Here is a 25880-nt window from a genome sequence, read left to right as displayed (position 1 = left end):
GCTGTTCGGGACGAAAAGGGGGCGACTTGCGCCAAGTACTGACGCTAGCCAAATTGTGCGGAGAACAATTTTTCTCTGCAAGCGATATTTGGAGGAAGTTCAAGTACAATCTTACCACTTGAACACTAACAATATCAATTACATATTACTTAAGCGAATCCGCCACGGCCGCTTATCCTGATACCTTAGCCTAATTCTTAACCAGATCGTCCATGAGAGACCTAGTCATTACGCTGGTTGTTTTCGGCTCGCTACCGTTTATCCTGAAGCGCCCGTATATCGGCGTGCTGATGTGGGTATGGATCAGCGTGATGAACCCGCACCGGCTCAGCTGGGGCTTTGCCTATTCGTTTCCGTTCGCCGCGATCATCGCCGGCGTGACCCTGATCGGCCTGCTGGTCACGCGCGATCCCAAGAAGCTGCCCATGACGCCGATCGTGTGCACCCTGATGGCGTTCAGTGCCTGGATGGGCATCACGACGATTTTTTCGATGTGGCCGGACGAATCGGTGGTGATGCTCAACCGCGTCTCGAAGATCATGCTGATGACCTTTGCCACCATCATGCTCATCAAGACCCAGAAACAGGTACAGCTGCTGATCTGGGTCCTGGTCGGCTCGCTCGGCTATTACGGGGTGAAGGGCGGCATCTTTACCGTGATGACGGGTGGCGGCAGCATCGTGTGGGGGCCGCAGGGCAGCTATATCGAGGGCAATAACGAAGTCGCGCTGGCCTTCATCACCATCATTCCGATCATGTTCTACCTGTATATGTCGGCGGAAAAGAAGTGGATCCGCTGGGGCATGGCGGCGTCGATCATGCTGTGTTCGTTTGCCGCGCTCGGTTCCTACTCGCGCGGGGCGCTGGTGGGTATTGCCGCGATGCTGTTTTTCCTGTGGCTGAAAAGCCCCAAGAAAGTGTTGCTGGGCGGCTTGATGGTGCTGATGGTGCCGTTCGCCATCGCCTTCATGCCCGATAAATGGTCCACGCGCATGGAGACCATTAATACCTACAAGGAAGACAGTTCGGCCATGGGACGCATCAATGCCTGGTATATGGCATACAACATGGCCAAGGACCGTCCGCTCGGCGGCGGCTTCGAGATTTACAACCGTACCGCTTTCGAGCTGTACGCGCCGGTGCCGGAAGATGTGCACGCCGCGCACAGTATTTATTTCCAGGCGCTGGGCGAGCATGGCTTTATCGGGCTCGGCATCTATTTGTTGCTGGCTTTCCTCACCTGGCGCAAGGCGTCCTGGATCGTGCGCGTATCGGCGAAAAGGGAGGACTTCAAATGGGCCGGCAACCTTGCCCGCATGATCCAGGTCAGCCTGCTCGGCTTCGGGGTGGGCGGCGCCTTCCTCAGCCTGCTGTATTACGACGTGCCCTACTATCTGATGGCGGCGGTGGTGAGTACCGGCTACATTATCGAGAAAACGCTGGCGGCCGAGGCGGCTGCCGCCAAGGTGGCCGCGCGCGATGCCGCCCGGGCCGCGCAGACCGAGGCCCACGCCCAGGCGCACAGTGCGGCCGCGCCATGACCCTGATTACCACGAAAGAGCATTCCATGCCGCACCAGCGCACCGATCGCTTCGCCCCCGCGCCTGCCGGACCGGCCTGGGCCGGCATGGCCAGCCACGCCATGCGCCACCTGGGTTTTTTGGGCAGCGCGCGCCAGCGCCTGTCGATCCTGATCTTTCACCGCGTGCTGCCGCAGCAGGATGCGATTTTTCCGGACGAGGTCGACGCGCGCCGCTTCGATGCGCAGCTGACCCAGCTGAAACAGTGCTTCAATATCATCTCGCTGGCCGACGGCGTGCGCGGCTTGAAGGCCGGCAAGCTGCCGCCGCGCGCGGCGTGCATCACCTTCGACGATGGCTATGCCGACAATGCCGGGATCGCCTTGCCGATCCTGCAGCGCCATGGCGTGCATGCGACGTTTTTCATCGCCAGCGGATTCCTCAACGGCGGGCGCATGTGGAACGACACGGTGATCGAGCTGATCCGCCGGGCGCCGGAGCGCATCGATCTGCGCGCGGCCGGGCAGGGCGAATTCGTGCTCGATACGGTGGCCAGCCGACAGGCGGCCATTTCGACCCTGCTGAACGCGCTCAAGTACCTGCCGCTCGACGAGCGCCTGCGCCAGGTGGCGGCGCTGTGCGCGCTGGTGCCGGTCGCGCTGCCGGACGACCTGATGATGACGTCCGACCAGGTGCGCGTGCTGCACCGGGCCGGCATGGAAATCGGTGCGCATACGGTGAACCATCCGATTGTCGCGCGCATGGATGCCGCTGGCGCGCGCAAGGAAATTGCCGACGGCAAGGCCGCGCTGGAAGCGATCATCGGCGCGCCGGTGCGGCTGTTTGCCTATCCGAACGGCAAGCCGGGACAGGATTACCTGGCCGAGCATGTGGCCATCGTCAAGGAGTTGGGGTTCGACGCGGCGGTGTCGACCTCGTGGGGCGCGGCGCGGCCGGGCGGCGACCTGTTCCAGCTGCCCAGATTCACGCCGTGGGACCGCGGCCAGTTCCGTTTCATGCTGCGCATGATGCAAAATTTGCGGCGCAATGGCGATACGGTGTAAGGCGCGCGCGCACGCCGATGGCGGTCTGGACTGTTTATCCGGCCGCCGTGTAACATGTCGCGACCTTTCCCGCCATTGGCGCAAGCGACGCGATCAGCATTCATTTATCTAGGATTTCCATGTATCTCGAAGACATCAAAACCATCCTCACCGACGTGCTCAGCCTGGGCGATGCCGGCAAGGAACTGAACGAACAATCCGCCCTGCTGGGCAGCATCCCCGAGCTCGACTCGATGGCGGTGGTGAACCTCATGGCCGCGCTGGAAGAGCATTTCGGCATCACCATCGACGACGATGAAATCAGCGCCAGCACCTTTGAAACGCTGGGCAGCCTGAATGCGTTCGTGCAGCAAAAACTGGCCTGATGACTGTCCATCCCAAGCCGCCCGGCGCCGAGCCCTTCTTTCTCCAGACGGACTTGGGACAACGTTTCTGCCTGTTCCATCCGCCCGCCGGGCCGCGCTGCCACGGCGCGGTCCTGTACGTGCATCCTTTCGGCGACGAAATGAACAAGGCGCGCCGCATGGCCGCCCTGCAGGCGCGCGCGCTGGCGGCGCAAGGCTACGGCGTGCTGCAGCTCGACCTGTACGGCTGCGGCGACAGCAGCGGCGAATTTGCCGAGGCCCGCTGGGAGATCTGGAAAGACGACCTGGCCGCCGGCTGCGACTGGCTCTCGGCGCGCCTGTCCGCGCCGCTGACCCTGTGGGGCCTGCGCCTGGGCGCCTTGCTGGCGCTGGACTATGCGCACGAGAACACGCGCCACCGGCTGGCGCAACTGGTGCTGTGGCAACCTGTGCAAAACGGCGCCACCTTCCTGACCCAGTTTTTGCGCCTGCTCACCGCCAACGCCATGCTGGCCGAAGGCGCGGACGCCAAAAAGCCCGATAAAAGCACCGGCACGGCCGCCTTGCGCACCGCGCTGCTGGGCGGCGAGATGCTCGAAGTGGCAGGCTACGAAATCGCTCCGGCGCTGGCCGCCGCCATCGACAGCCGGGACGCGGCCAAGCTCGCGCCCCTGGGTTGCCCGGTGCACTGGATCGAAACCTCGGCCGCGCCGGAGCGGCCGCTCACGCCCGCCGTGGTGCGCCTGAGCGATGGCTGGCGCGAGGCCGGGGTGGACCTGTACTTGCAGCAAGTTACCTGCACGCCATTCTGGTCGACCCAGGAAATCGCCGAGTCGCCCGAACTGCTGGCGGCCACGTCGGCCCTGTTTCAAGGAGCGCCGCATGGACTATCGTGAAGACGTGCTCAGCTTCGACTGCGGCGGCGATGCGTTGTTCGGCATCGTCAGCGTGCCCGCGCAGATAGCCAGGCGCGCGGTGCTGATCGTGGTCGGCGGCCCACAGTACCGGGTCGGCAGCCATCGCCAGTTCACCACGCTCGCGCGCGCTCTGGCGGCGCAGGGCATCGCCTCGCTGCGCTTCGACTACCGCGGCATGGGCGACAGCCACGGCGCCATGCGCGACTTCGAGGTGGTCGGCGAGGACCTGCGCGCAGCCGTCGACAAGCTGTTCAAGGCCCTGCCCGGCGTTGAGGAAGTGGTTATCTGGGGCTTGTGCGACGGCGCCTCGGCGGCGATTTTCTACGCCGCCGACGATGCCCGCGTGACCGGGCTGGTGCTGCTCAACCCATGGGTGCGCACCAGCGGCGGGCATGCCAAGGCCACCATCAAGCATTATTACCGCGCCCGATTGTTTGACCCGGAACTGTGGAAAAAGATCCTGCGCGGCCAATTCAATGTGGCTGCCGCGGCCGGCTCGTTCGTGCGCATCGCCGGTGCCGCGTTCGGCAAGGGCAAGGGCGGCACATCCGGCACTTCCGCTGGCGCGCCGGCATCGCTGCCCGAGCGCATGCAGGCCGGGCTGGCGCGCTTTCGCGGCAAGGTGCTGTTGATCATCAGCGGCGCCGACCTGACCGCGCAGGAATTTCTCGACACCGCCGCCGCGTCCGACAAGTGGCAAGGCTTGCTGGCCGCGCCGCACGTGTCGCGCCAGACCTTGCCTGAAGCGGACCACACGTTTTCGCGCCGCGTGTGGAAAGACCAGGTGGTGAACTGGACCGGCGACTGGCTGCGCTCGTGGTAAGCGCGCGCCCGGCCGTCTTCATGGCAGATCAAAGGATATCGATGAAACTATTGCCTTACCTGTTAGCCGGCACCGTGCTGCTGACCTCGACCGGCGCCCAGGCGCTGAACTATTGCGGCGAACTGAAAAATCACTACGGCCCGCTCGACTACCGCAAGCGCGGCCAGGTCAACCTGGAGATCGTCGAGGGCGCCCACTTCACGCCCGAAGTCGAAGCCGGCATCAAGGGCAACACCAGCTATCTCGGCGGCGACCTCGACTACACCCTGCGCGCGATTCCCAACCACGCGCGCGCCCTGGCCACCCTGGCCATGGTCAGCTTGCGCGACAAGCAGGTGAAAGTGCCCGCGACCAAGTGGCCGGTGGAATGCTATTTCAACCGTGCGATCCGCTTCGCTCCGGATGACGCCGCCGTGCGCGCCACCTACGGCAGTTATCTGCTCTCGCTCGGCAAAACCAACGAAGCGGTCAATATGTTCACCGCCGCGGTGGAATTGCAGCCGGAAGACCCGACCATCAATTACAACGCCGGGCTCGCCTTCCTCAGGAAAAAAGACTACGACAAGGCCCGCCTGCACGCCAAGAAGGCGTATGAACTGGGTTTTCCTTTGCCGGGACTGAAGAACAAGCTGGTCGCCGCGGGCAAGTGGGACGAGCCGGCGCGATGACGGGCACGCCGCCGCAGCGCCACCCACGGCGCGGCCAGGGCTGAGGCGCACCCGATGCGCCGCCTGGTCCTGCTCTTTGTCGTCCTGATCGTCTACGGCAGCCTGTATCCGTTCGCCGGCTGGAGCGAGCCGGGCGCGCCCCTGTTCAGTTTCCTGTTTGGCGGCCACGTGCGCGTGGAAAAAGCCGACCTGGTCCAGAACGTGCTGGCCTACATGCCGTTCGGCCTGTTCATGGTGGCCTGGCTGATGCGCAGCACGCGCTTCGGCGTGGCGCTGGTGACGGCGGCCGTGGCCGGTGGCGTGCTGAGCCTGGCGATGGAAGCGATCCAGCAATTCCTGCCGAGCCGGGACGCTTCGCGCATCGACCTGGTATTGAATATTCTTGGCAGCATGGCCGGCGGCGTGCTCGCTTCCCTGCTGCGTGGCGAAACCCTGGCCGGGCCGCGCCTGGTGGCATTGCGCGCGCACTGGCTGCGGCGCGGCACCTTGCCCAACCTGGGACTGGCGGCGCTGGCACTGTGGGTCTTGTCGCAAACCAGTCCGCTGGTGCCGACCCTTGACATGGGGCAGCTGCGCCACGGGCTGGCGCAGCTGTACCGCTCGCTGCAGCAGCCGCAGGCAATGCAGATGGCGCAGATGCTGACCTACGCCTGCTATCTTGCCGGCCTGGGCCTGCTGGCGCGCACCCTCACGCGCGAAGGCAAGCCGGCCTTGTTGCTGTTCGGCTCGCTGGTTGCCTGCGTGCTCCTGCTCAAGATCATCATCGAAGGGCGCCAGCTGTCGCTCGAAGCGGTCGCCGGCGCATTCGCGGCGTGGATGTTTTTGCTGCTGGCCAGCCGGATGCGGCGTGCCGCGTGGATGGGCATCGTGCTGATCGGCGCCGGTTTCGTCATCAGCGAACTGGCGCCCGGGCCGGATGGGATGATGTATGGTTTTAACTGGATTCCGCTGGTAGGGCAGATGCAATCGCTGTCGGGGCTGCAGAATATCCTCGACATCTTCTGGCCGTTTTTTGCGATGGCCTATCTGGCGCGCCTGGCGACGCCGATCGGGCATCGCCAGCCGGTGGTGGTGATCGGCACGGTGCTCATAGGCGCGGTGGTATTCTGGCTGGAGTGGTCGCAGCAAGGGTTGCCGGGGCGCTTCGGCGATATCACGCAGGTGCTGCTGGCCGGTGCCGGATGGGTGATCCCGTGGACGTTTGCGGGGCCCGATTTCATGGTGGAGGTGGCTGCGAAAAAGGATACCGGACCGCGAACAAATAGATGAGTAATTACAGCAGGCACGCCTGCGCAAAAATAATGTCAATCCGGCTATTAATCTCCCTATAATGTGGCGATGAATTGGCATACAGCTGACGAGAATATTTCGCTTACGGTTTTCAAGGAGTAAAAGCATGCAGAATAATGAAGATAAGCAGCAAAAGTTTATTGGAGATGAGCAGCAGATCCCCGCGCGCGACGCGGCCCTCGCTCCGTTGAAACTGGCGGCCATGAGCGGTAATGCCGCGGCCCAGGTCGAATATGCGCAAACCTTGCATCAATCCTTCGACGATGCCGCTGCTGCCTTCCCTTGGATGGAGCGTGCGGCTTCGCAGAAGAACGTGGACGGCATGTACGGGCTGGCGCTGTTCCTGCACAATGGCTGGGGTTGCACTCCGGACCAGGAACGGTCGCTTGCCCTGATGCGGGCTGCCGCCGAGGCTGGCCACGTATGGGCGCAATTTGACGTGGGCTTGTACTACATGAAGGGCTACGGTTGCCAGCCCGACATGGCGCAGGCGCTGGAATGGATCTCCAAAGCGGCGCAGGACGGTCTGGCGTCGGCCCAGTATGAATTGGGTGTGCTGTATCTGAATGGCGAAGGCGTGGCGCAGGATTTCAAGCAATCGATCGCCTGGTTCCTGAAGGCTGCCGAGCAGAGTAATACCGACGCCATCTTCTACCTTGGCGCGGCGTTTTACGATGGCTTGGGCGTGGAAAAAGACCCGGTCAGAGGCCTCAGTATCATGCGCGATGCGCTGGAGGCGGGTTCAACCGTTGCGCAACGCTATATTCACAAATTCGAGGAGCGCAGTTCCACGCCTTCCTGATTTCTTCCAGTGCCAAAGGGCCGGTCGCCATTCATCAGGCGATCGCGCCCGATCCGTACCCGATGGGCGTTAATCCGGCTGTTCGATACTTTTCATTGGCGTGATGGACACCTTTCAAGCGACATTGGCCCGCCTGGGCGACTTGCACGACGCACGGGTTGACGCCATTGTCTGGGACATCGCGGCCGGCACGCTGGAGTTCAAGATCGCCGATATTTACGCCAATCTGACCGGCTTCCCAAGTTATCCAGGGCCGGTCGCCGCATCAATCATCCTCCGCGACATCAGCGACGTCGCCTTCGATGTGGATAGCGCTACGCGCGATCAGTATATTTCCGGGTTTTCCGTGAGCGAGGCTGGCGGCGTGTGGAGCGCGGCGGTATTCTTGCGTGCCAGCGGAAAAATCACCGCGGCACTTCGGTCTGCGGATTTTCCTGATGTGCCTGCCGGCCTTGTTGAATAAGAACCGCCTGCCCGGGTGAGCCCGCTTACGCGCCCGCCGCCGCCGATTTGATCGCGTGCCGGCTCATCAGGTCGTACAAGGTCGGCCGGCTGATCCCCAGCAATTCTGCCGCCCGCACAATGTTGCCATCGACCCGCGCCAGCGCTTTGACAATAGCCGCATACTCGGCTTCGTCGCGCACCTGGCGCAGGTTGATCGGCTGCTCCGGCTCGGCCGAGGCCGACAATCCCAGATCGTCCGCCGTAATCTGCGGCCCGTCGGCCATGATGATGGCGCGCTTGATGCAGTTTTCCATCTCGCGCACATTGCCCGGCCACGGGTAGCTTTCGATCACGCCGATGGCTTCCTGGCTGAAATGCAAGGTCGGCCGCGATTCCTGCGCGCAGAACTTGTTCTTGAAGTGGTGCGCCAGCAGCGCCGCGTCGCCCACCCGGTCGCGCAGCGGCGGAATGGTGACCACGATTTCCGACAGGCGGTAGTACAAATCCTCGCGGAAACGCCCGCTGGCCGACAAGGCCTTGAGATTCTGGTGCGTCGCGCACACGATGCGCACATCGACCGCGATTTCCTCATGCCCGCCGACGCGCTCGATCACGCGTTCCTGCAAGAAGCGCAGCAACTTCGCTTGCAGCGACATCGGCAGATCGCCCACTTCGTCGAGGAAGAAGGTGCCGCCGTGCGCCAGTTCGACCTTGCCCTTGGTTTGCTTGACCGCGCCCGTGAACGCGCCTTTTTCGTAGCCGAACAGCTCGCTCTCGAGCAGATTCTCGGGAATCGCCGCGCAGTTGATCGCCATGAAGCGCTGGTTGGCGCGCGGACTCAACTGGTGCAGCGCGCGCGCCAGCACTTCCTTGCCGGTGCCGCTTTCGCCCAGCACCATTACCGATGCCGACGTCGGCGCCACTTTCTCGATATTGCGGCATACGCGCTGCATGCCGGCATCGCGGCTGATCACGCCGCTCAGCGGCGAATCGGCCTGCGACTGGCGCATGCGGCGGTTTTCCTGCTGCAGCGCGTGCAGATAGAAGGCGCGCTGCACCACCAGCCCCAGCATCTCGGGGTCGAACGGCTTCTGGTGGAAGTCGTACGCGCCCAGGCCAATCGCTTCGACCGCGTGCGCATGGTTCTGGTTCCCGGTCAGGACGATGACCTTGGTGTCGGGCGCCAGCGCCAGGATTTGGCGCAACGTGGCCAGGCCTTCGGTGGCGCCGTCCGGATCGGGCGGCAAGCCCAGGTCCATGGTCACCACCGCAGGCTCGTGGCGCCGCACCTGGGCCAGCGCGGCGTCGCGGTCGCCCGCCACCACCACCTCGTAGGCATCGAAGCACCAGCGCAGCTGCTTTTGCAGGCCGGGGTCGTCTTCGATGATGAGCATCTTCATTTTGTTCTGGGTCACAGCGATCCTCTGGCCGTCATGCGGCTTTATCGACAGTTTGAGTGTCCTGCTGGCATAGCGGCAGGGTGATTCTGAATGTGGTGCCTTCCGGCGGCGTGCTGCTGACAGTCAGGCTGCCGCCGAGCTCATGGATGTATTCGCGGCTCTCGAAGGCGCCGATGCCCATGCCGGCCGATTTGGTCGATTCAAACGGCTTGTACAGGCGCTCGCGGATGAATTCTTCGCTCATGCCTTCGCCGGTGTCGCGGATCTCGATGATAACCGAATCGTCCGCGCGGCTGAGCGTGATTGCCACCTGGCCTTCCTTGGGCGTGGCTTCGATCGCGTTCTGGATCAGGTGGCCCACCACCCGTTCCAGCCGCTCCCAGTCGGCCACCACGCGCAGGCGCGGCTCGGCGACCGTGAGCAGCGGACGCGGCTCGAAGGCGGCCTTGCTGGCCACCGCCTGGACCAGCAGTTTTTCGATGGACAGCGGAGCAGGGCGCTCCTGCGAGGCGCTGCGGCTGAGCTTTTGCAGCATCAGGCGCATCTTTTGCACCGACAAGGTCACCGTTTCGAGCATGTCGCGCTGGAACTCCGGGTTGTCCTTGTGCTTTTCGGCATTGGGAATGAGCAAGCCCAGCTGCGACACCAGGTTCTTCAGGTCGTGCACGACAAAGGTCGACATGCGGTTGAAGGACTCGAACTGGCGCGCCAGCATCAGGGCGCTGGCCGCTTCGTGCTGGGCCAGGTAGCTGGCGGCCTGGCTGCCGGCAATCTTGAGCAGGTCGATCACTTCCCAGTTCAGGGTGATGGCGCTGCGTGGCTGCAACAGCAGCATGAAGCCGAACAGGCGGCCCTGCAGCATCAGCGGCACCACCAGCCAGCCGCGCGGAAATTTGTTCAGCCACTCGGGCAGCACCAGGCCCTCGTACTTGTCGGGGTCTTTGGCAAATTCCTGCAGGTCGACCACCCACTGGCGCGATTCCAGAAAGCGGCAAAAGGCCGAGTCGTCCGGCTCCGAGGGCGCGCTGGCGGGCAAATGCCAGCTGGCCACCGGTTCGCACTGGCCCGCTTCGCGCCGGATCCACAGCATGCCGCCGGAACTTTCCACCAGTTCGCCCACCGCTTGCAGGGTGCGTTCGCCCAGGTTGGGACCGGCTTCGGACAAGGTGCGGGTAAAGCGCAGCCATTCTTCGCGGTAGTCGTAGTTGTAGCTGTAGAAATGCTTGCTGATGAACACTTTCAGCCAGGAGCGGAAGGTGCCCGAGAACAAAATGCCGGCCAGCAGCACCAGCGCGCCGAACAGGAAGGCCATCTGCATCAGCGAGCCCCACTGGCCGCCGAAGTAGCGCAAATAATAACCGGCAGCGCCCATGGCCAGCAGGTACGCGGCCGAGCCGAACAGGGCGGCCGAATGGAACAGCAGGCGGCGCGAGACGGCAATATGGGTCGACCACGACGCGCTGCGCGCCACCGAGACCGCGATGAGGGGTGCGGTCAGGGCATTGACCACGCCGCGCGCGGACCAGATCTCGGGATTGACCTGGCGCATCAGCAAGGCGTTACTGTACAGATAGAAATCGTAGACGAAGATGCCGCCGATGCCGAGGCAGGCGAACTTGATGGCCCAGCGTTCCTGCACCGGCTTGTTGCGGTACAACTGTTCGACCAGCAGCATGCCGAGCACGGCCATGCCAATGCGCGCCATGACGCCCAGGATACCGCTCTGCTGGCCCAGGACGGCGGGAAAGAATTCGGACAAGACTTTGTCGCCCAGCACCAGCACGTACAGTGCCGCGACCGCCGGCAGGGCCGGGGTGCGGCGCAGCTGGCGCCAGCTGGTGCCCTCGAAGTGGCCCAGCAGCGACAGCAGCACCACGGTCCAGGCGCCGTTGCGCGCCACTTCCAGCAGTTCGCCGGCCCAGTTCTGGGGCAGGGCGCCCCAGGCCTGGGCCGCCAGCGCAGCGCCCCACAGCACCGTCAGGGCGCAGGCGCTGGCCAGCACCGACGCATGCTGGCGGCTGCGCCAGCGCGTGAGCAGCACGGCGCCGAGCAGCGCAAACGCGAGCGCGGCAATGGAATAGCTAAAGGTAGCGATGTTGGTCAGCATTCCGGTCCCGTCGTCTTTCCGGTGTGGATCGAATTGCCGGACGAGGCCGGCGCAGCCGCCCGCCGCAAGGTGCAGGCCGCGGTCAACGCCCGTGACTGCCCATGACGACCTTGAGGGTATCGATCAGGATCAGCAGGTCGAGGAACAGGCTGTTGTTTTTCACATAATACAGATCATACTGGAGCTTTTGCACCGCGTCATCGACAGATGCGCCATAACCGTAGCGCACCTGGGCCCAGCCGGTGATGCCGGGCTTGATGCTGTGGCGTACATTGTAGTAAGGAACCTGCTCGGTCAGCTGCTCGACGAAGTACGGCCGCTCGGGGCGCGGACCGACGAAGCTCATCTCGCCCTTGAACACATTGAGGATCTGCGGCAACTCGTCGATACGGCATTTGCGGATGAAGTTACCTACGCGCGTGACGCGCGGATCGTTCTGGGCCGCCCACTGCGGCTTGCCGCCCTTTTCGGCATCGTTGTACATGCTGCGGAACTTGAGCACCTTGAAGGTTTCGCCATTGGTGCCGACCCGTTCCTGCTGGTAAAAGATCGGGGCCCGGTCTTCGATGAAAATCGCCAGCGCGGTCAGGAACATCACCGGCAGGGAAACCACCAGCAAGGTGCCGCTGACCACCAGGTCGAACGTGCGCTTGACGAAAATGCGGATGAAGCTCTGGTCGAAACCGCCGCCGAAGACCAGCCAGCTCGGCTGCAGCGAATCGACCCGGATCTGGCTCGTTTCGCGCTCGAAAAAGGTGGCGGCGTCGATCACTTTCACGCCGTACAGTTTGCACTCGAGCAGTTCCTTGATTGGAAAGGCGCCGCCGCGGCGGTTTTCCACCGACACCACGATTTCCTCGACGTCATGACGGCGCGCCAGGGTCAGCAGCGATTCGCCGCCACGCACTTCCAGCAGGGTCGAGGCCGGCACGCGCGATTCTTCGGACGGCATGGCGATGAAGCCGGCGATCTCGTAGCGGTGGTACACCTGGTCGCGGTTGGCCAGTTCACGGCATTCGTTGGCCAGGGCGCCGCCGCCGACGAACAGGATGCGCGACTCGAACTTGCGCGCTTCGGACGTCTTGAGGAAAATCGTGCGCGCCACAAAGATGCCGCCGGCTCCGATCATGAACACCAGCAGCATGATGCCGCGCCCGAAATACAGGTTCGGCGCCACGTAGAACAGCAGTGTCAGGATGCAAAAGCCCATCGCGAACGAGGGCAGCAGCTTCTGGAAGAAGGGATTGCGCAAGCCTTCGGTCAGGTTGAGCTGGTACATGCCGAGCGCGCTCATGCTGAACACGATGGCGATGGCGTAGGCGATCGCCGACACCAGGAAATTGTCCAGCCCCGGCGGCAGCGTGGTCTTGCCATCTTCATAGACGCGCAGCGCCGCGCCCGCGTACGCCGAGCCGATCAGGATCAGCACCTCGACGAACAGCAGCACGAACACGACGCGCGATACATAGTGATTAGAAATCCGAAGCATTTTTCCACCCCTGGACAGGAAAAGTGGCGTTGCATGGCGGGCGCGGATGGCGCCCTGCCGCAGCGCTTTTAGTTGTTATAAGTCAAATTCCGGATGTACCATGCCATGGCTTGCCGCATGCCCTCGCCGATCCGGTGGGTGGGGGCAAAACCGAGCAACTTGATCGCTTTGGAAATATCGGCCTGCGAATGGCGCACATCGCCGGCGCGGAAAGGCGCGTACTGCGGCTGATGGTCTCGCACGTGAGGAAACTGTTCTGCCAGCAATTCGCACATCATCGCGTGCAGCTGATTCAGGCTGGTGCGCTCGTTGAGGGCGACGTTGTAGACCTGGTTGCTCGCGTCAAGGTCGTCGGCCAGGGCCGCCAGCAGATTGGCCTGCACCACATTGTCGATGTAGCAGAAGTCGCGGCTGGTTTCGCCGTCGCCATTGATGAACAGCGGCTTGTTCTTGATCAGCGCGGCAATCCATTGCGGGATCACGGCGGCGTAGGCGCCATCCGGGTCCTGGCGCGGGCCGAACACATTGAAATAGCGCAGGCCGATGGTCTGGGTGCCGTAGCAGCGCCCGAACACGTCGGCGTACAGTTCGTTGACATACTTGGTGATGGCGTAGGGCGACAGCGGGCTGCCGATCTCATCCTCGACCTTGGGCAGGGCCGGATGGTCGCCGTAGGTCGAGCTGGAAGCGGCGTACACGAAGCGCTTGACCTTGGCGTCGCGCGCGGCCACCAGCATGTTCAGGAAACCGGTGACATTGGTGTCGTTGGTGGTGATCGGGTCTTCCATCGAGCGCGATACCGAGCCGAGCGCCGCTTCGTGCAGCACATAGTCGGCGCCGGCCACGGCGTTGGCGCAATCGGCGGGCACGCGGATGTCGCCGCGAATGAAGGTGAAGTTGCTCCAGGCCGCGCTGCCGACCAGTTCGCGCACCTGGTCCAGGTTGTGCTGGTGGCCCGTGGCGAAGTTGTCAAGTCCGGTGACTTTCTGGCCCAGACGCAGCAGCGCTTCGACCAGGTTCGACCCGATGAAACCGGCCGCGCCCGTAACCAGCCAGTGGCTGCGGTGCGCGCGCAAGTGCTGTTGAACCTCGATAAATTTACCCACGGCAGACTCCAGTTTCTTATTCATGCTGCATACGAGGAAGCGCCACCGGGCGCTCCCCAGGCACCCCTACAGGCGCCATACGGAAAAACCGGCGGCGCGCAAGGCGTCCTGGTCGAACAGCGATTTGACATCCATGAAGCAACCGCCCTTGTTCAGTTTGGCCTGCAGGTCGGACAGCGGACGCGCCAGCAACTCCTGGTGCGAGACGGCCGCGATGATGGCGTCGGCCTGCGGCAGGCGTTCCCAGCTTTCCAGTTCCACGCCGTACTCGTGCATGGCTTCGGCGGCATCGGCCACCGGATCGTGCACGTGCACCTGCACGCCGTAGGTTTGCAGTTCGGCGATGATATCGGCCACCTTGGAATTGCGCAGATCCGGGCAGTTTTCCTTGAACGTCAGGCCGATCACATTGACCTTGGCGCCCTTGACGTTAAAACCGGCCGCGATCATCGACTTGACCGTCTTTTCAGCCACGAACTTGGCCATGCCATCGTTGATGCGGCGCCCCGCCAGGATCACCTGCGGGTGGTAGCCGATCATTTCGGCCTTGTGCGTCAGGTAATACGGATCGACGCCGATGCAATGCCCGCCCACCAGGCCCGGGCGGAACGGCAGGAAGTTCCATTTGGTGCCGGCCGCCTTCAGGACTTCGAGCGTATCGATGCCAATTTTATCGAAAATGATGGCAAGTTCGTTCATCAGCGCGATATTCAAGTCGCGCTGGGTGTTCTCGATGACCTTCGCCGCTTCCGCCACCTTGACCGACGAGGCGCGGTAGACGCCGGCGGTGATGATCGATTCGTACAGCTTGGCCACTTCATCGAGGGTGGCCTCGTCGTCGCCCGAGACCACCTTGAGGATGGTGGTCAGGGTATGTTCCTTGTCGCCCGGATTGATGCGCTCAGGGGAAAAGCCGACGTGGAAGTCTTGCTTCCACTTCAGGCCCGAATGCTGTTCGAGAATGGGAATGCACACTTCCTCGGTCGCGCCCGGGTACACGGTGGACTCGAAAATGACGATCGCGCCCTTCTTCATATGCAGGCCGACCGTTTTGGTGGCGCCGGCCAGCGGCGTGAAGTCGGGATTGTGGGCGATATCGACCGGGGTCGGCACCGCCACCACGATGTAATCGGCGCCGGCAATGGCGGCAGGATCGGCGCTGACGGTCAGGTGCTGCGCGGCGCGCAACTGTTCACTGTTCAGTTCACCCGTAGGGTCGATGAAGCGCCGATAGCTGTCGATCTTGCTGGTCGACAGATCGAAACCGATCGTCGTGCGCTTCTTGCCGAATTCGACAGCCAATGGCAGGCCGACATAACCCAGGCCAACGACGGCCACTACTTTTGCTGCTGCTTCCATCTTCGGATTCCCTGTTTAAAACGTATTTTGTTATTATAGCAACTGAATTACACCAGCATAATTCGCTTGAAACCCTCGGCCGCCGGCTCGCCTCGCCTGCCTGCCGCGGCGTGTCCCGGGCGCCGCGCGAAGGCAACGCGCGATTCCGGGGCCGGCAAGGAGTGCGCGCGGCACAAGTCGCCGACCACAAATAATGATCGGAACCATATGTTTGGGAATATACACTATTTCCTTGCGAAATAGCAAAGTTCGTTACAACTTAACTAACTTTATAAGAAATTTGTGTTGTTATTTTTATCTGCTCATGACAGGGCTGGCATTTCGCGGGAGCGGCGCACCCGGACGCGTCCGGACGCTGCGGCCGAGGCCGCGCCGCGTTCCGGAAAAGGCCGCATAAGACGGGCCTGAATCCCTATTGTAATGAGGTGACATCGGCCTAAATAAGTATTATTAGTAACTGTTGCGTTTTTGCCCCGACGGATTTTTTTGGCGTGAATGCAAGCTATTCAACGTTAGTTTGCGCGCGCTCAAAGTGCGTCGCCGGGAACTTGAACATGACTCTCCTGCGGGAACATCCGGCGCCCGCCGCGGCCTAATTTTCATGTCCACCGGGCGTGCCACCAGCGGCGCCGGCCATCCGCACAGGAGACGTCATGGAAACGAGCAGCGACACCAGCCGGCGCCAGGCGCGTCCCGGTTCTTGGCAATACCCGGGCGCCGCCCCCGGCATCGACGAGACCGCCCCCGACGGCGGGGAGCTGGCGCGCTTGACCGGCCCGCCGCGCGCCGCGCGCGAAGCGCGGCTCGGCATTGCGCTGGGGTGGCTCAGCATCGGCCTCGGGCTGGCCGGGCTGATGGCGCCGCGCTTCATGGCGCGCGCGGCCGGCATGCCCGACTGGCCGCGTGTCATGCGCGTGGTCGGCATGCGCGAACTGGTCAGCGGCGTGGGCTTGCTGAACCGGCCCCACGACCAGCTATGGCGCTGGTCGCGCGTGATGGGCGACGCCATGGACCTGGGCATTGTCGGCGTTGCCGCGATCCACCCTTATGCCAACCGGCGCCGGCTGGCGTCGACGGCGCTGGCGCTGGCCTCGGTCGGGGCGCTGGACCTGCGCGCCGGCAATCCGCCGCGCATCACGCCGTCCCATGGGGCGCTGAAAGGGCCGCAGGGCGGGCAGCGGGTGCAGCACGCGGTCTGCATCAACCGTCCTCCCGCGGAGTGCTACCGCTTCTGGCGCGACCTGGCGCGCCTGCCGGGCTTCATGCAGCACCTCGAATCGGTCACCGTCATCGACGAGCGGCGTTCGCACTGGTGCGCCAGGGGGCCGGGCGGACGCAAGATCGAGTGGGATGCCGAGATCACCGACGACCAGCCGGACCAGTTGCTGCGCTGGCGTTCGGTGCCGGGGGCCGATGTCGACAACGCCGGCAGCGTGCGTTTCATCCCCGCCAACGGGGGCCGCGCCACGGTGCTGCAGGTGCAGATGAGCTACCACCCGCCGGCCGGGCGCGCCGGCGTGGCGGTGGCCAGGCTGTTCGGCGAGGAACCCATGATCCAGGTGCGCGACGACCTGCGGCGCTTCAAGCAACTGATCGAGACTGGCGAAATTCCCACCACCCGCGGCCAGCCGGCCGGCGCACGCAGCCTCGTGTCCACCCTGTTTCGCAAAGGAGGCGACCAATGAAAGCGACCTGCTGGCACGGCGTGCGCGATGTGCGCGTCGAACAGGTGCCCGACCCGGGCATCCTCAATCCGGGGGACGCGATCGTCAGAATCACGTCCACCGCCATCTGCGGCTCCGACCTGCATCTGTACAACGGCGTGGTGCCGGGCATGATGCAGGGCGACATTCTCGGTCATGAATTCATGGGCGAAATTGTCGAGATCGGCTCCAGTGTCAAGCGCCTGAAGGTGGGTGACCGCGTCGTGGTGCCGTTTCCGATCGCCTGCGGCCAGTGCTTTTTCTGCGAACAGAAACTGTTCTCGGTGTGCGAGAACTCCAATCCGAACGCCTGGCTGGCCGAAAAGATGTGGGGCCACACGACGGCCGGCATCTTCGGCTACTCACACCTGACGGGCGGCTACGCCGGCGGGCAAGCCGAGTACGCGCGCGTGCCCTTTGCCGACGTGGGGCCGCTGGTCGTGCCCAGGGAACTGCCCGACGACAAGGTGCTGTTCCTGTCCGACGTCCTGCCTACCGGCTACATGGCGGCCGAAGCCTGCGACATCGTGCCCGGCGCGGTGGTGGCGGTGTGGGGCTGCGGGCCGGTCGGGCAATTCGCGATCCAGAGCGCTTACTTGCTCGGGGCCGAGCGCGTCATCGCGATCGACCATTACCCGGACCGGCTCGACATGGCGCGCACCGTCTCGCATGCCGAGACGCTCAATTTCGACGAGGTCAATATCGTCGACGCCCTGCGCGACATGACGGCCGGGCGTGGCCCGGATGCCTGCATCGATGCCGTGGGCATGGAAGCGCATGGCGCCGGCGTCGGCTATGTGTACGACCGGGTCAAGCAGGCGATGCGGCTCGAATCGGACCGGCCCACGGCCTTGCGCGAGGCGCTGCTCAGTTGCCGCAACGCCGGGGTGGTGTCGGTGCCGGGCGTGTATGGCGGCTTCAGCGACAAGATTCCCTTCGGGGCGGTGATGAACCGGGGGCTGACGATCCGCGCCGGGCAGTGCCATGTGCAGCGCTATATGCAACCCTTGCTCGAGAGGGTGGTCAACGGCGAGCTCGACCCGGCCTGCATCATCACGCATCACCTCGATCTGGACGATGCGCCACAGGGTTACGCGATGTTCAAGCACAAGCAGGACCGCTGCATCAAGGTCGTCATGCATCCGAGTCACTGAGGCACGCTCAAGCGGGTGGCGGTGTCATGTTTGTCCACGGCTGGTATCACATTTCGCTACCGGCTGAGGCGTTTACTTTTTTGAAACCTGGGTACCTATACTGCGACCAAGCCGAACTTGCAGTGCGTCAGCCAGAGTGGATGACGCTGCAGAGGCGGGTGGCAGTGCGTTTTTTACTCAGGAGATTGGTAACATGGTCAAGACAAAACATATTCTGGCGTTGGTAGCGGTATCGAGCCTGCTGTCGGCATGCTACGTCGTTCCGATCGATCAATATCCGCCGCGCGGCAACGGCAACTACCATAACAACAACGGCGGCGTGGCCATCGTGCCGGTACCGGCCGTGCGCCCGGTCTATACGGCGCGTCTGTATCCCGCCAACGACGAGGCATCGCGCCTGGGCCGCATTTCCGGCACGATCAGCAATCCTGAACGCGGCCATGGCGAATTCTCGTTCGCGGTCGGTGGCGAGGCATTCTCCGGCGAAGCGACACGCGATCCGGGCGCGACCAAAGGCGTGGCCAACGCGTCCGGCAATCGCGGCGGCTACACGCGCTGCGATTACGTCATGACCCGCGCTGAAATGGGTTCCGGCACCTGCGTGTTTTCCAATGGCGCCCGTTTCGACATGCACATCACGCAGTAAGCGGCAGGGGGCTGCAACCGCAGCAAGCGGCACGGCGGTTGCAGCACCAATCAGCACAGCAGTTGCGGCACCAATCAGTACGGCAGTTGCAGTAGCAATCAGCACAGCGGTTATCGTAGCACTCAGCAAAGCGGTGAAGCGCTTGGTGCTATTCCAGTAGGTCCGTTCATTGCTGCATGTCCGCCACATCGTTCATCAGCATTGAGCTGCATGCAATGCGATGTTCGCGCCCGGCTGTCGCGTCGCCAGCGTCCGGATCGGACACCGCCGGCGTCGCCGTACGATGGCCGACGTGGTGGCAACGCATTCCCCCCTCCAGCCCCGCGCGCGCCAGCAGGCTGTTTAGTGCTCCCCGCTAAACTTCGGCAACAATCCCTATCCGCATTGACGGCGCCAAAAACGCCAGCCAAAATATTTCCATAAATACAAAAGTCGCGCGTCCGCGACAGGGCCGCGAACGACGAATTCCCACAGGAGACAGTCTGGCGAATGCTGCGCGCGTTGGCCTGTCCGTCTGCCGAGCTTCTTCATCTGAATGCGAGGATCGCGCGCTGTCGCGGTCCCAGGAAAACCATTAAGGAGACACGATGAACACCGGTGATACGACAAACAAACGACGCAAATTCCTGCTGGCGACGGGCGCCCTGATCCCCATGGGCCTGATCGGGTGCGGTGGCGGCTCGGCGCCATCTTCCGCGCCGGTGTCCGCCGCGGCACCGCCACCGCCAATTCCACCGGCATCGTCCGGGTCGCAGGCCGGGTCGAGGGCACTGGCGAAGTCCTTACCGGCGTCGACCATGACGCTGGGACCGGCCATCGTCGTGGACCAGTTCGGCTACCTGCCGGCCCACGACAAGATCGCGGTGGTGCGCAATCCGCAGACCGGGTTCGACGCGGCCGACAGCTTTGCTCCCGGCGCCGTGTACGAGGTGGTCAACGCCGTCACCAACGTGGTTGTGTTCAGCGGCGCACCGCTCGCCTGGAACGGCGGCGCGACCGATGCCACGTCGGGCGACCAAGCCTGGCACGTCGATTTCAGCACGGTGACCGCTCCTGGCCAGTATTTCATCCGCGACACCCAGGGCAACGTGACCTCGCCGGCCTTCAGGATCGCCGCCGACGTCTACAAACCGGTGCTGCGCGCCGCGGTGCGCTACTTCTATTACCAGCGCGCCGGCATCGCCAAGACCGCGGCGCTGGCCGGCGCCGGCTGGGCCGATGCCGCTTCGCACCTGGGACCCTTGCAGGACAAGCATGCGCGCCTGTTCAGCGCTCCTGGCGATGCCTCGACCGAGCGCGATGTCTCGGGCGGCTGGTACGACGCGGGCGATTACAACAAGTACACGCGCTGGCACGCCGGCTACCTGATCGACCTGCTGCACGCGTTTGCCGACAATCCCGGCATCTGGGGCAAGGATTACAACATTCCCGAATCGGGGAACCAGCACCCCGATCTGCTCGACGAAATCAAGTGGGGCATGGATTGGCTCATCAAGATGCAGGAAGCGAGCGGTGCGATGCTATCGATCGCCGGCCTGGCCCACGCCAGCCCGCCGTCGGCGGCCACTGGCCGGACGCTGTACGGTCCGCCCAATACGTCCGCCACGCTGGCGGCGGCCGGTGCCTTTGCGCTAGGCGCCAAAGTGTTCGGCGCGCGTGCCGGCCTGTCCAGTTACGGTGCGGGGTTGAAGGCGCGCGCCGAGCGCGCTTGGAACTGGGCTGTCGCCAATCCCAACGTGCTGTTCAAGAATAATGACGCCGAGTATAACTCCCAAGGGCTGGGTGCCGGCCAGCAAGAAACCGACGATTACGGGCGCCTCGGCCACAAGCTGGCCGCCGCCGTTTATCTGTATCAACTGACCGGCAAAGCCGTCTACAACAACTTTTTCAACGCGCAATACCGGAACGCGCATCTGTTTGTCTGGTACAACTATGCCTCGCCGTTTGAAGGCGCACTCCAGCAAGCGCTGCTGCATTACGCCAGCCTGTCCACGGCAACGCCGGCGACGGCTGCCGCCATCCGCACGGCCTTTGCCACCGGCATGAATGGCACCGACCATTGGACCGCGATGAGCGGCAAGACCGACCCCTACCTGGCCCATCTGCAGGTGTACACCTGGGGCAGCAATGCCATCAAGTCGCACGAGGGCACGATGTTTGCCGCGCTGGCCCATTACGGCCTGGGCACGCGCCCGGCCGCGGCCAACATGAACGCCGCGTCGCACTATATTCACTACCTGCACGGGGTTAATCCGCTCGGCAAGGTCTATCTGTCGAATATGGGCACGCTCGGCGCCGAAAATTCGGTCGACCAGTTTTATCACACCTGGTTCGCGCATGGTTCCGCCAAATGGGATAGCGTCAAGGACTCGACCTTCGGCCCGCCGCCGGGGTTTCTGGTGGGCGGCCCGTATCCGAGCTACAACTGGGAAAATGGCTGTCCCGGCCTGCATCCGGGCTGCGGCACGGCGGTTCCCGCGCCGCCGTTCGGGCAGCCGCCGCAGAAGTCCTATCTCGACTTCAACGATTCGTGGCCGCTGAACTCGTGGTCGGTGACGGAAAACGCGAACGGCTACCAGAGCGCGTATATCCGCCTGCTGTCACGTTTCGTGTCGTAGCCGTCCCATCACACAGCACGCATCAGCGGGACGGCCGCATAGATACGACGCACGCTGGGTGTCGTGCATTACACTGGGGGAGCCATGTCTGTCCAATCCCTGTGTGAGTGTGGTCGTAACGATGAAAATGTATATCTTGGTGCGCGATGATGTACCGCTCGGTTTTGCGATGGTGGCTGTCGCTCACGCGTCCCTCGCCGCCTATTTGAAATTCAAGGACACACCCGAAGTTCAGGCGTGGCTGGCGGGGCCGTTCTTCAAGGCGGTCTGCATCGTCAACGCCAGGGAATTCGAGAATGCGAAGCAGGTGGCCGACCACATCGTGCTGACCGAGTCCGCGCTCGACAATCGCGAAGTGGCGATTGCGTTTTGTCCACGCGAGGAATGGCCGAAGATGTTCAAGTTCCTCAAGCTCTACCGCGCCCCGCCAGTGATTTCCACTGGAGATACCCTTAGCGGCAAGCGCCGCTTCAGCCTTGCGTGCCGTCCAGCATCGCCATGAACCGCCCGACCGGCCACTGTTTGCGGTCCGATACCTGGCCATCGCCCAGCTCGATAAGGCGCAGTTCGCCTCGACTTGATGCGACGACATCAACCGAGAAAAACGGACTCTCGATGCGTCGTGCGATCTCGTGCACGAGCTCAGGTGCGCTGCCATCGCGGCCATGTGCCTGGCCGTGCAGTACGAAATAGCGCTCTTCGCTGTCGGCTTGCAGCTGCTCAAACTTGCGGATGCAAACGCCGCCTTCAACCGCACCCCGGTATGTTTCGATCAAGCCGACCACGTCCGCAATTTCCTGCGGTGTTGCCGCAACCGAGCCGCGCTGGGTGGTCAGCGATTTGACGTAGTCCTTGACGAAATAGGCGGGCCAGTTCCTGCCGTCCACCGCAGCGGCAAAGTCCGCGTCGCGCGCGACAATCACCGTTTCTGGCGTAAATTCTTTGCACAGTGCATACCATTCGGGAAGGTAATGACAATGGCGGTACTGGGTCGGACTGGTTGCCATCGCGCAGCCATGCTCTGCGGTGGCGTCGTGCAGCCGCGCGTAGCTATCCGGTGTTAGCATCCAGCCACGGTACAGCACTTTGACGCCGCCGCAAAGGGCCGGCTGCGTCTTGAATTGCCCCGCCTCGAAGTCTTCGAAGGAGAACAGCGAGCAGGCGAAACCAGCCGCGCGTGCGGCGTCGAATTCTTCGGCGTACGCCTCGTCGGCTACGCGCCTGTTCAGGGGATCGCAGGGGAACAGCAGTTGCGTCGATGGGGCAGGGCGGACGTCGCTCATTTGGTCAGCAGTACCTTGTAATAGTCTGCGACGTTATTGCCTGCACCCTTGCTGATGCGCTGCGACACATGCGTCCATGGCCAGAAATTGGCCCCCGATGTGGTCCGCATCCCCGGCAGCGTCTGTCCTTCCAAGGTGGCCATGCCCCACGTGCCCCCATGTTTGACGCGAACTACTTCGCCCAGGTAACTGCCATACATCCGCGCCACCGCCATGACCTGCTCTTCCGACGGGCGTGGCGATTTGGCGGCGTACGAGGTGTGTGCGCGCGCCAGCACGGCTTCGAGCTGGACCATGCTGGCATCGGTGCCGTCGAGCTTGATGCCGAACTGGTCGCGTGCCGTCGCCACCGCTTGCGCAGCGTACGCCGTGGCGGCGCGCTGGACCGCCGCGTCAGGCACGAAGCCGGGTTTCGCTTTGTCGGCCGCCAGTGCATTGGCGCCGAACAGCGCGGCGGAGACAAACAGGAGGGCTTGGATCGACGGCATACGAACTTTCTAAGAGGAACCAGTCGATTTTAACATCGGCAACATAACCCAAATGCGCTCAACCGAGAACCGTCGCCTCCGCACAGGTCGGCGCATAGCCACACCAATACAGGTGCCTTGCCACGTCAAGTCCGAGCTGCGAATTCCCCCCGAGACGTTTGATCAACCCCCATCCGGCTTGCGCAGCCGGCTCAGCAACTCCTCGACACTGTCGCTCACCGGCAAGCCATGCTGGCGCAGCAACTGAAGATGCAGCACCAGGTTTTCCAGCACCAGCTTGGCCGACACCGCCAGCAGGGTCATCAGCCGGTCTTCGGTGCTGAAATTTTCCATCGCCGCGGCCATCTCGCACAGGTGCGCCGCCACCAGCTCGCGCAGCTCGGCCTCGCCGAAGGGCAGGTCGGCAAAATCGATGGGATCTTCATGCTCGACTTCCAGCATCAGTGCGGCAAGTTCTTGAGGTTTGATCGGCATGTCCGGCTCCAGAGAGTTGACTTGCTTCATTCTAGGCCCACACGCGACAGGCGCGCCGATCCGCGATAAAATTAAGCCGCTTCGATTCCCCCATCGTCGTCACACCTGTGATTGGATGCCATGGCGCGTCTCATTTTCACCCAGCAGCTTGCCCGGTTCACCGCCGTGCCGCAGGTCGACACCACTGCGGCCACCCTGCGCGGCGGGCTGGACACAGCCTTCGCGGCCAATCCTTTGCTGCGTGGCTATGTTCTCGACGATCAAGGCCATCTGCGCGAGAACGTCGTCGTCTTCATCGATGGGCGCCGCAGCGAAGAACGCATCCGGCTCGACGACCCTCTCACACCTGACAGTACCGTTTACATCCTGCAAGCACTTTCCGGAGGCTGACAATGCATGCGCGTGCTTATCTTTCCACCCGCAAGGGCCTGTTTGAATTACAGCGCGCCAGCGCGGGATGGGAAATCGGTCCCAGCCACTTCCTGGGCGAGCCGGTCTCGATCGCGCTGGCCGATCCGCGCGACGGCGCCCTGTACGCCGCACTGAACCTCGGCCACTTCGGCGTCAAGCTGCACCGCAAGGATGCCGGCAGCGAGGTCTGGACCGAAATCGCCGCGCCCGCCTATCCGCCGAAGCCGGAAGACAGCACCGATAAAGTCGAGTGGAAAAACAGGCTGATCTGGTCGCTGGAAGCGGGCGGAGCCGACCAGCCCGGCGTACTGTGGGCCGGCACCCTGCCGGGCGGCCTGTTCCGCTCAAACGACCGAGGCGCGTCGTGGGAACTGGTGCGTTCCCTGTGGGACGTACCCCAGCGCGCCGAATGGTTCGGCGGCGGCTATGACGTGCCCGGCATTCACAGCATCTGCGTCGATCCGCGCAACAGCAACCACGTGCTGGTCGGCGTCTCTTGCGGCGGCGTCTGGCGCACGGAAGATGGCGGCGCCAGCTGGACCATCAGCGCCACCGGCATGCGCGCCGACTACATGCCGCCCGAGCTCAACGAAAATGAAGCCGTGCAAGATCCGCATCGCATCGTGCGCTCCAACGGCGAACCGGATGTGCTGTGGTGCCAGCACCATAACGGCATCTGGCGCTCCGGCGACAACGGCCACCACTGGACGGAAATCACCAGCGCGCCGCTGTCGAACTTCGGTTTTGCCGTGGCCGCCCATCCGCGTGATGGCGGCACGGCCTGGTTTGCCCCGGCCGAGGCCGACCAGCGCCGCATTCCGGTCGGCGCCGCGCTGGCGGTCACCCGCACCCACGACGGCGGCAACAGCTTCAAGGTAACGAACGCGGGCTTGCCGCAGCAGCATTGCTACGACCTGGTCTACCGCCACGGCCTGGCGGTGGCGGACGATGGCGCCACCTTGCTGATGGCGTCCACCAGCGGCGGCGTGTGGATGTCCGACAATGCCGGCGATAGCTGGCACACGCTGTCGACCACCATGCCGCCCGTCTATGCGGCGTGTTTTGCCTGAGCGAAGTAGCTCAGGAACATGCTGACGGCGGCGTCGACCACGGCGCCGTGCAGTTCCGGCGCCAGCGGCGGCGCGCCCATGGTTACCTGGGGCCAGAACGCCATCGCCTTGACCTGACCCTGCAGCAGGGTGGCGGCAAACACCGGGTCGCACTCCTTGAGCTTGCCGTCGGCCAGGGCCGCGCGGATCCAGCGCGTTACCCCTTCCTCGCGCTCGCCCAGGCGCGCCACGATGGCGCGCGCCCGCTCCGGTGCGTGCATGCCCTCGGCAATGGCCACCCGCGCCAGGTCGAGAAAGTCGCGGTCGGCCATCGCGCGCACCTTGATGGTCATCAGTTCCGTCAGCTGCGCGCGCAGGCTGGCGTCGCTGCGATAAGCCAGGTCCAGTTCGGCGGCGCTGCGCTCGAACAATTGCACCAGCGTCTCGGCGAATAAATCATCCTTGCTGGGGAAGTGGTTGTAGACCGTGCGTTTCGACACGCCGGCGTCGGCGGCGATCTTGTCCATGCTGCTCGCTTCGAAGCCGCAGCTGCGGAATTGTTCGGCGGCGGCGGCCAGGATGGCCAGGCGTTTACGGTCGGTCAGTCGTTGAGGTGCGTTCATTTTAATATTTTACACCCGACAGTTTACTTTTCCAAAGAATGAAACTACACTGTGTAGTGTACATTCTTTGATCGGACGTCACGTGCACCGACTTTTCC

25 protein-coding genes are annotated in these 25880 nt (G+C 63.4%); 16 read left to right on the top strand and 9 right to left on the bottom strand.

Features of this window, described 5'->3' with window-relative positions; genetic code table 11:
- Positions 1-212 precede the first annotated feature (212 nt).
- From RBA40_RS16475 to RBA40_RS16435, 9 genes are all read left to right on the top strand, one after another.
- A complete protein-coding gene (locus tag RBA40_RS16475; RefSeq protein WP_306648885.1) occupies positions 213-1541 on the top strand; it encodes a putative O-glycosylation ligase, exosortase A system-associated in 1329 nt (442 codons plus the stop codon).
- Complete coding sequence (locus tag RBA40_RS16470; protein WP_306648884.1) at positions 1538-2584, top strand: polysaccharide deacetylase family protein; 1047 nt, start codon at positions 1538-1540, stop codon at positions 2582-2584. The genes RBA40_RS16475 and RBA40_RS16470 overlap by 4 nt, the downstream gene beginning before the upstream one ends.
- A 119-nt stretch (positions 2585-2703) precedes the next feature.
- Positions 2704-2949: an acyl carrier protein gene (locus RBA40_RS16465; RefSeq protein ID WP_306648883.1), complete on the top strand. Its 246-nt coding sequence runs from the start codon at positions 2704-2706 to the stop codon at positions 2947-2949.
- Complete coding sequence (locus tag RBA40_RS16460) at positions 2949-3824, top strand: hydrolase 2, exosortase A system-associated (protein WP_306648882.1); 876 nt, start codon at positions 2949-2951, stop codon at positions 3822-3824. Before RBA40_RS16465 ends, RBA40_RS16460 begins: the two co-directional genes overlap by 1 nt.
- Positions 3811-4668 (top strand): hydrolase 1, exosortase A system-associated, encoded by an 858-nt coding sequence (locus RBA40_RS16455; protein ID WP_306648881.1) that lies wholly within the window; start codon positions 3811-3813, stop codon positions 4666-4668. The genes RBA40_RS16460 and RBA40_RS16455 overlap by 14 nt, the downstream gene beginning before the upstream one ends.
- Positions 4669-4709: 41 nt before the next feature.
- On the top strand, positions 4710-5336 hold the full coding sequence (locus RBA40_RS16450) for a tetratricopeptide repeat protein (RefSeq protein ID WP_306648880.1): 627 nt from the start codon (positions 4710-4712) through the stop codon (positions 5334-5336).
- Positions 5337-5390: 54 nt separating this feature from the next.
- Entirely contained in the window at positions 5391-6605 is a 1215-nt protein-coding gene (locus tag RBA40_RS16445) for a VanZ family protein (protein WP_306648879.1), read from the top strand.
- Positions 6606-6732: 127 nt separating this feature from the next.
- A complete protein-coding gene (locus RBA40_RS16440) occupies positions 6733-7428 on the top strand; it encodes a tetratricopeptide repeat protein (RefSeq protein ID WP_306648878.1) in 696 nt (231 codons plus the stop codon).
- Positions 7429-7531: 103 nt separating this feature from the next.
- A complete protein-coding gene (locus RBA40_RS16435) occupies positions 7532-7891 on the top strand; it encodes a hypothetical protein (RefSeq protein WP_306648877.1) in 360 nt (119 codons plus the stop codon).
- A 25-nt stretch (positions 7892-7916) separates the two neighbouring features.
- Here RBA40_RS16435 and prsR read toward each other — a convergent pair whose 3' ends face one another.
- From prsR to RBA40_RS16410, 5 genes are all read right to left on the bottom strand, one after another.
- Positions 7917-9287, bottom strand: a complete 1371-nt coding sequence (gene prsR, locus RBA40_RS16430; protein WP_306648876.1) for a PEP-CTERM-box response regulator transcription factor — start codon at positions 9285-9287, stop codon at positions 7917-7919.
- Positions 9288-9303: 16 nt separating this feature from the next.
- A complete protein-coding gene (gene prsK / locus RBA40_RS16425) occupies positions 9304-11379 on the bottom strand; it encodes an XrtA/PEP-CTERM system histidine kinase PrsK (RefSeq protein ID WP_306648875.1) in 2076 nt (691 codons plus the stop codon).
- 82 nt (positions 11380-11461) lie between these two features.
- Positions 11462-12868 carry a TIGR03013 family XrtA/PEP-CTERM system glycosyltransferase gene (locus tag RBA40_RS16420; protein ID WP_099873608.1) on the bottom strand — a complete coding sequence of 469 codons (1407 nt, stop codon included), beginning with the start codon at positions 12866-12868 and terminating at the stop codon, positions 11462-11464.
- A 68-nt stretch (positions 12869-12936) separates the two neighbouring features.
- Positions 12937-13998, bottom strand: coding sequence for an SDR family oxidoreductase (locus RBA40_RS16415; RefSeq protein ID WP_374710505.1), 1062 nt, complete (start codon positions 13996-13998; stop codon positions 12937-12939).
- A 42-nt stretch (positions 13999-14040) separates the two neighbouring features.
- Entirely contained in the window at positions 14041-15333 is a 1293-nt protein-coding gene (locus RBA40_RS16410) for a nucleotide sugar dehydrogenase (RefSeq protein ID WP_306648873.1), read from the bottom strand.
- A gap of 653 nt (positions 15334-15986) precedes the next feature.
- On the opposite strand from RBA40_RS16410, the gene RBA40_RS16405 reads away from it, so the two are divergent.
- The 5 genes from RBA40_RS16405 to RBA40_RS16385 all read left to right on the top strand — a co-directional run bounded on the left by RBA40_RS16405 (position 15987) and on the right by RBA40_RS16385 (position 21956).
- Complete coding sequence (locus RBA40_RS16405; protein ID WP_306648872.1) at positions 15987-17018, top strand: SRPBCC family protein; 1032 nt, start codon at positions 15987-15989, stop codon at positions 17016-17018.
- Positions 17015-18190, top strand: a complete 1176-nt coding sequence (locus RBA40_RS16400) for a zinc-dependent alcohol dehydrogenase (protein WP_306648871.1) — start codon at positions 17015-17017, stop codon at positions 18188-18190. Before RBA40_RS16405 ends, RBA40_RS16400 begins: the two co-directional genes overlap by 4 nt.
- Positions 18191-18383: 193 nt before the next feature.
- Positions 18384-18836: a hypothetical protein gene (locus RBA40_RS16395; protein WP_306648870.1), complete on the top strand. Its 453-nt coding sequence runs from the start codon at positions 18384-18386 to the stop codon at positions 18834-18836.
- 587 nt (positions 18837-19423) lie between these two features.
- Positions 19424-21454: a glycoside hydrolase family 9 protein gene (locus RBA40_RS16390; protein WP_306648869.1), complete on the top strand. Its 2031-nt coding sequence runs from the start codon at positions 19424-19426 to the stop codon at positions 21452-21454.
- Positions 21455-21590: 136 nt separating this feature from the next.
- Positions 21591-21956 carry a hypothetical protein gene (locus RBA40_RS16385; protein ID WP_306648868.1) on the top strand — a complete coding sequence of 122 codons (366 nt, stop codon included), beginning with the start codon at positions 21591-21593 and terminating at the stop codon, positions 21954-21956.
- Here RBA40_RS16385 and RBA40_RS16380 read toward each other — a convergent pair.
- The 3 genes from RBA40_RS16380 to RBA40_RS16370 all read right to left on the bottom strand — a co-directional run bounded on the left by RBA40_RS16380 (position 21925) and on the right by RBA40_RS16370 (position 23699).
- Entirely contained in the window at positions 21925-22737 is an 813-nt protein-coding gene (locus RBA40_RS16380; RefSeq protein WP_306648867.1) for an ATP-grasp domain-containing protein, read from the bottom strand. The two genes, RBA40_RS16385 and RBA40_RS16380, sit on opposite strands and share 32 nt — an antisense overlap.
- Positions 22734-23225, bottom strand: a complete 492-nt coding sequence (locus tag RBA40_RS16375) for a hypothetical protein (RefSeq protein WP_306648866.1) — start codon at positions 23223-23225, stop codon at positions 22734-22736. Before RBA40_RS16375 ends, RBA40_RS16380 begins: the two co-directional genes overlap by 4 nt.
- 162 nt (positions 23226-23387) lie before the next feature.
- Positions 23388-23699 carry a hypothetical protein gene (locus RBA40_RS16370; protein WP_306648865.1) on the bottom strand — a complete coding sequence of 104 codons (312 nt, stop codon included), beginning with the start codon at positions 23697-23699 and terminating at the stop codon, positions 23388-23390.
- Between the two features lie 120 nt (positions 23700-23819).
- Here RBA40_RS16370 and RBA40_RS16365 point away from each other — a divergent pair, with 120 nt between their 5' ends.
- Positions 23820-24089 carry a MoaD/ThiS family protein gene (locus RBA40_RS16365; protein ID WP_099873616.1) on the top strand — a complete coding sequence of 90 codons (270 nt, stop codon included), beginning with the start codon at positions 23820-23822 and terminating at the stop codon, positions 24087-24089.
- Between the two features lie 2 nt (positions 24090-24091).
- Positions 24092-25180: a WD40/YVTN/BNR-like repeat-containing protein gene (locus RBA40_RS16360; protein ID WP_306648864.1), complete on the top strand. Its 1089-nt coding sequence runs from the start codon at positions 24092-24094 to the stop codon at positions 25178-25180.
- Here the strand turns inward: RBA40_RS16360 and RBA40_RS16355 are convergent.
- Entirely contained in the window at positions 25159-25782 is a 624-nt protein-coding gene (locus RBA40_RS16355; protein WP_306648863.1) for a TetR/AcrR family transcriptional regulator, read from the bottom strand. The two genes, RBA40_RS16360 and RBA40_RS16355, sit on opposite strands and share 22 nt — an antisense overlap.
- Positions 25783-25880 lie beyond the last annotated feature (98 nt).

The sequence above is a fragment of the Massilia pseudoviolaceinigra genome (assembly GCF_030846505.1).
Taxonomy (GTDB): Bacteria; Pseudomonadota; Gammaproteobacteria; order Burkholderiales; family Burkholderiaceae_D; genus Telluria_A; species Telluria_A violaceinigra.
Note: the sequence above shows the minus strand (reverse complement) of the source record. Positions and strands in the feature narration are given on the sequence as shown.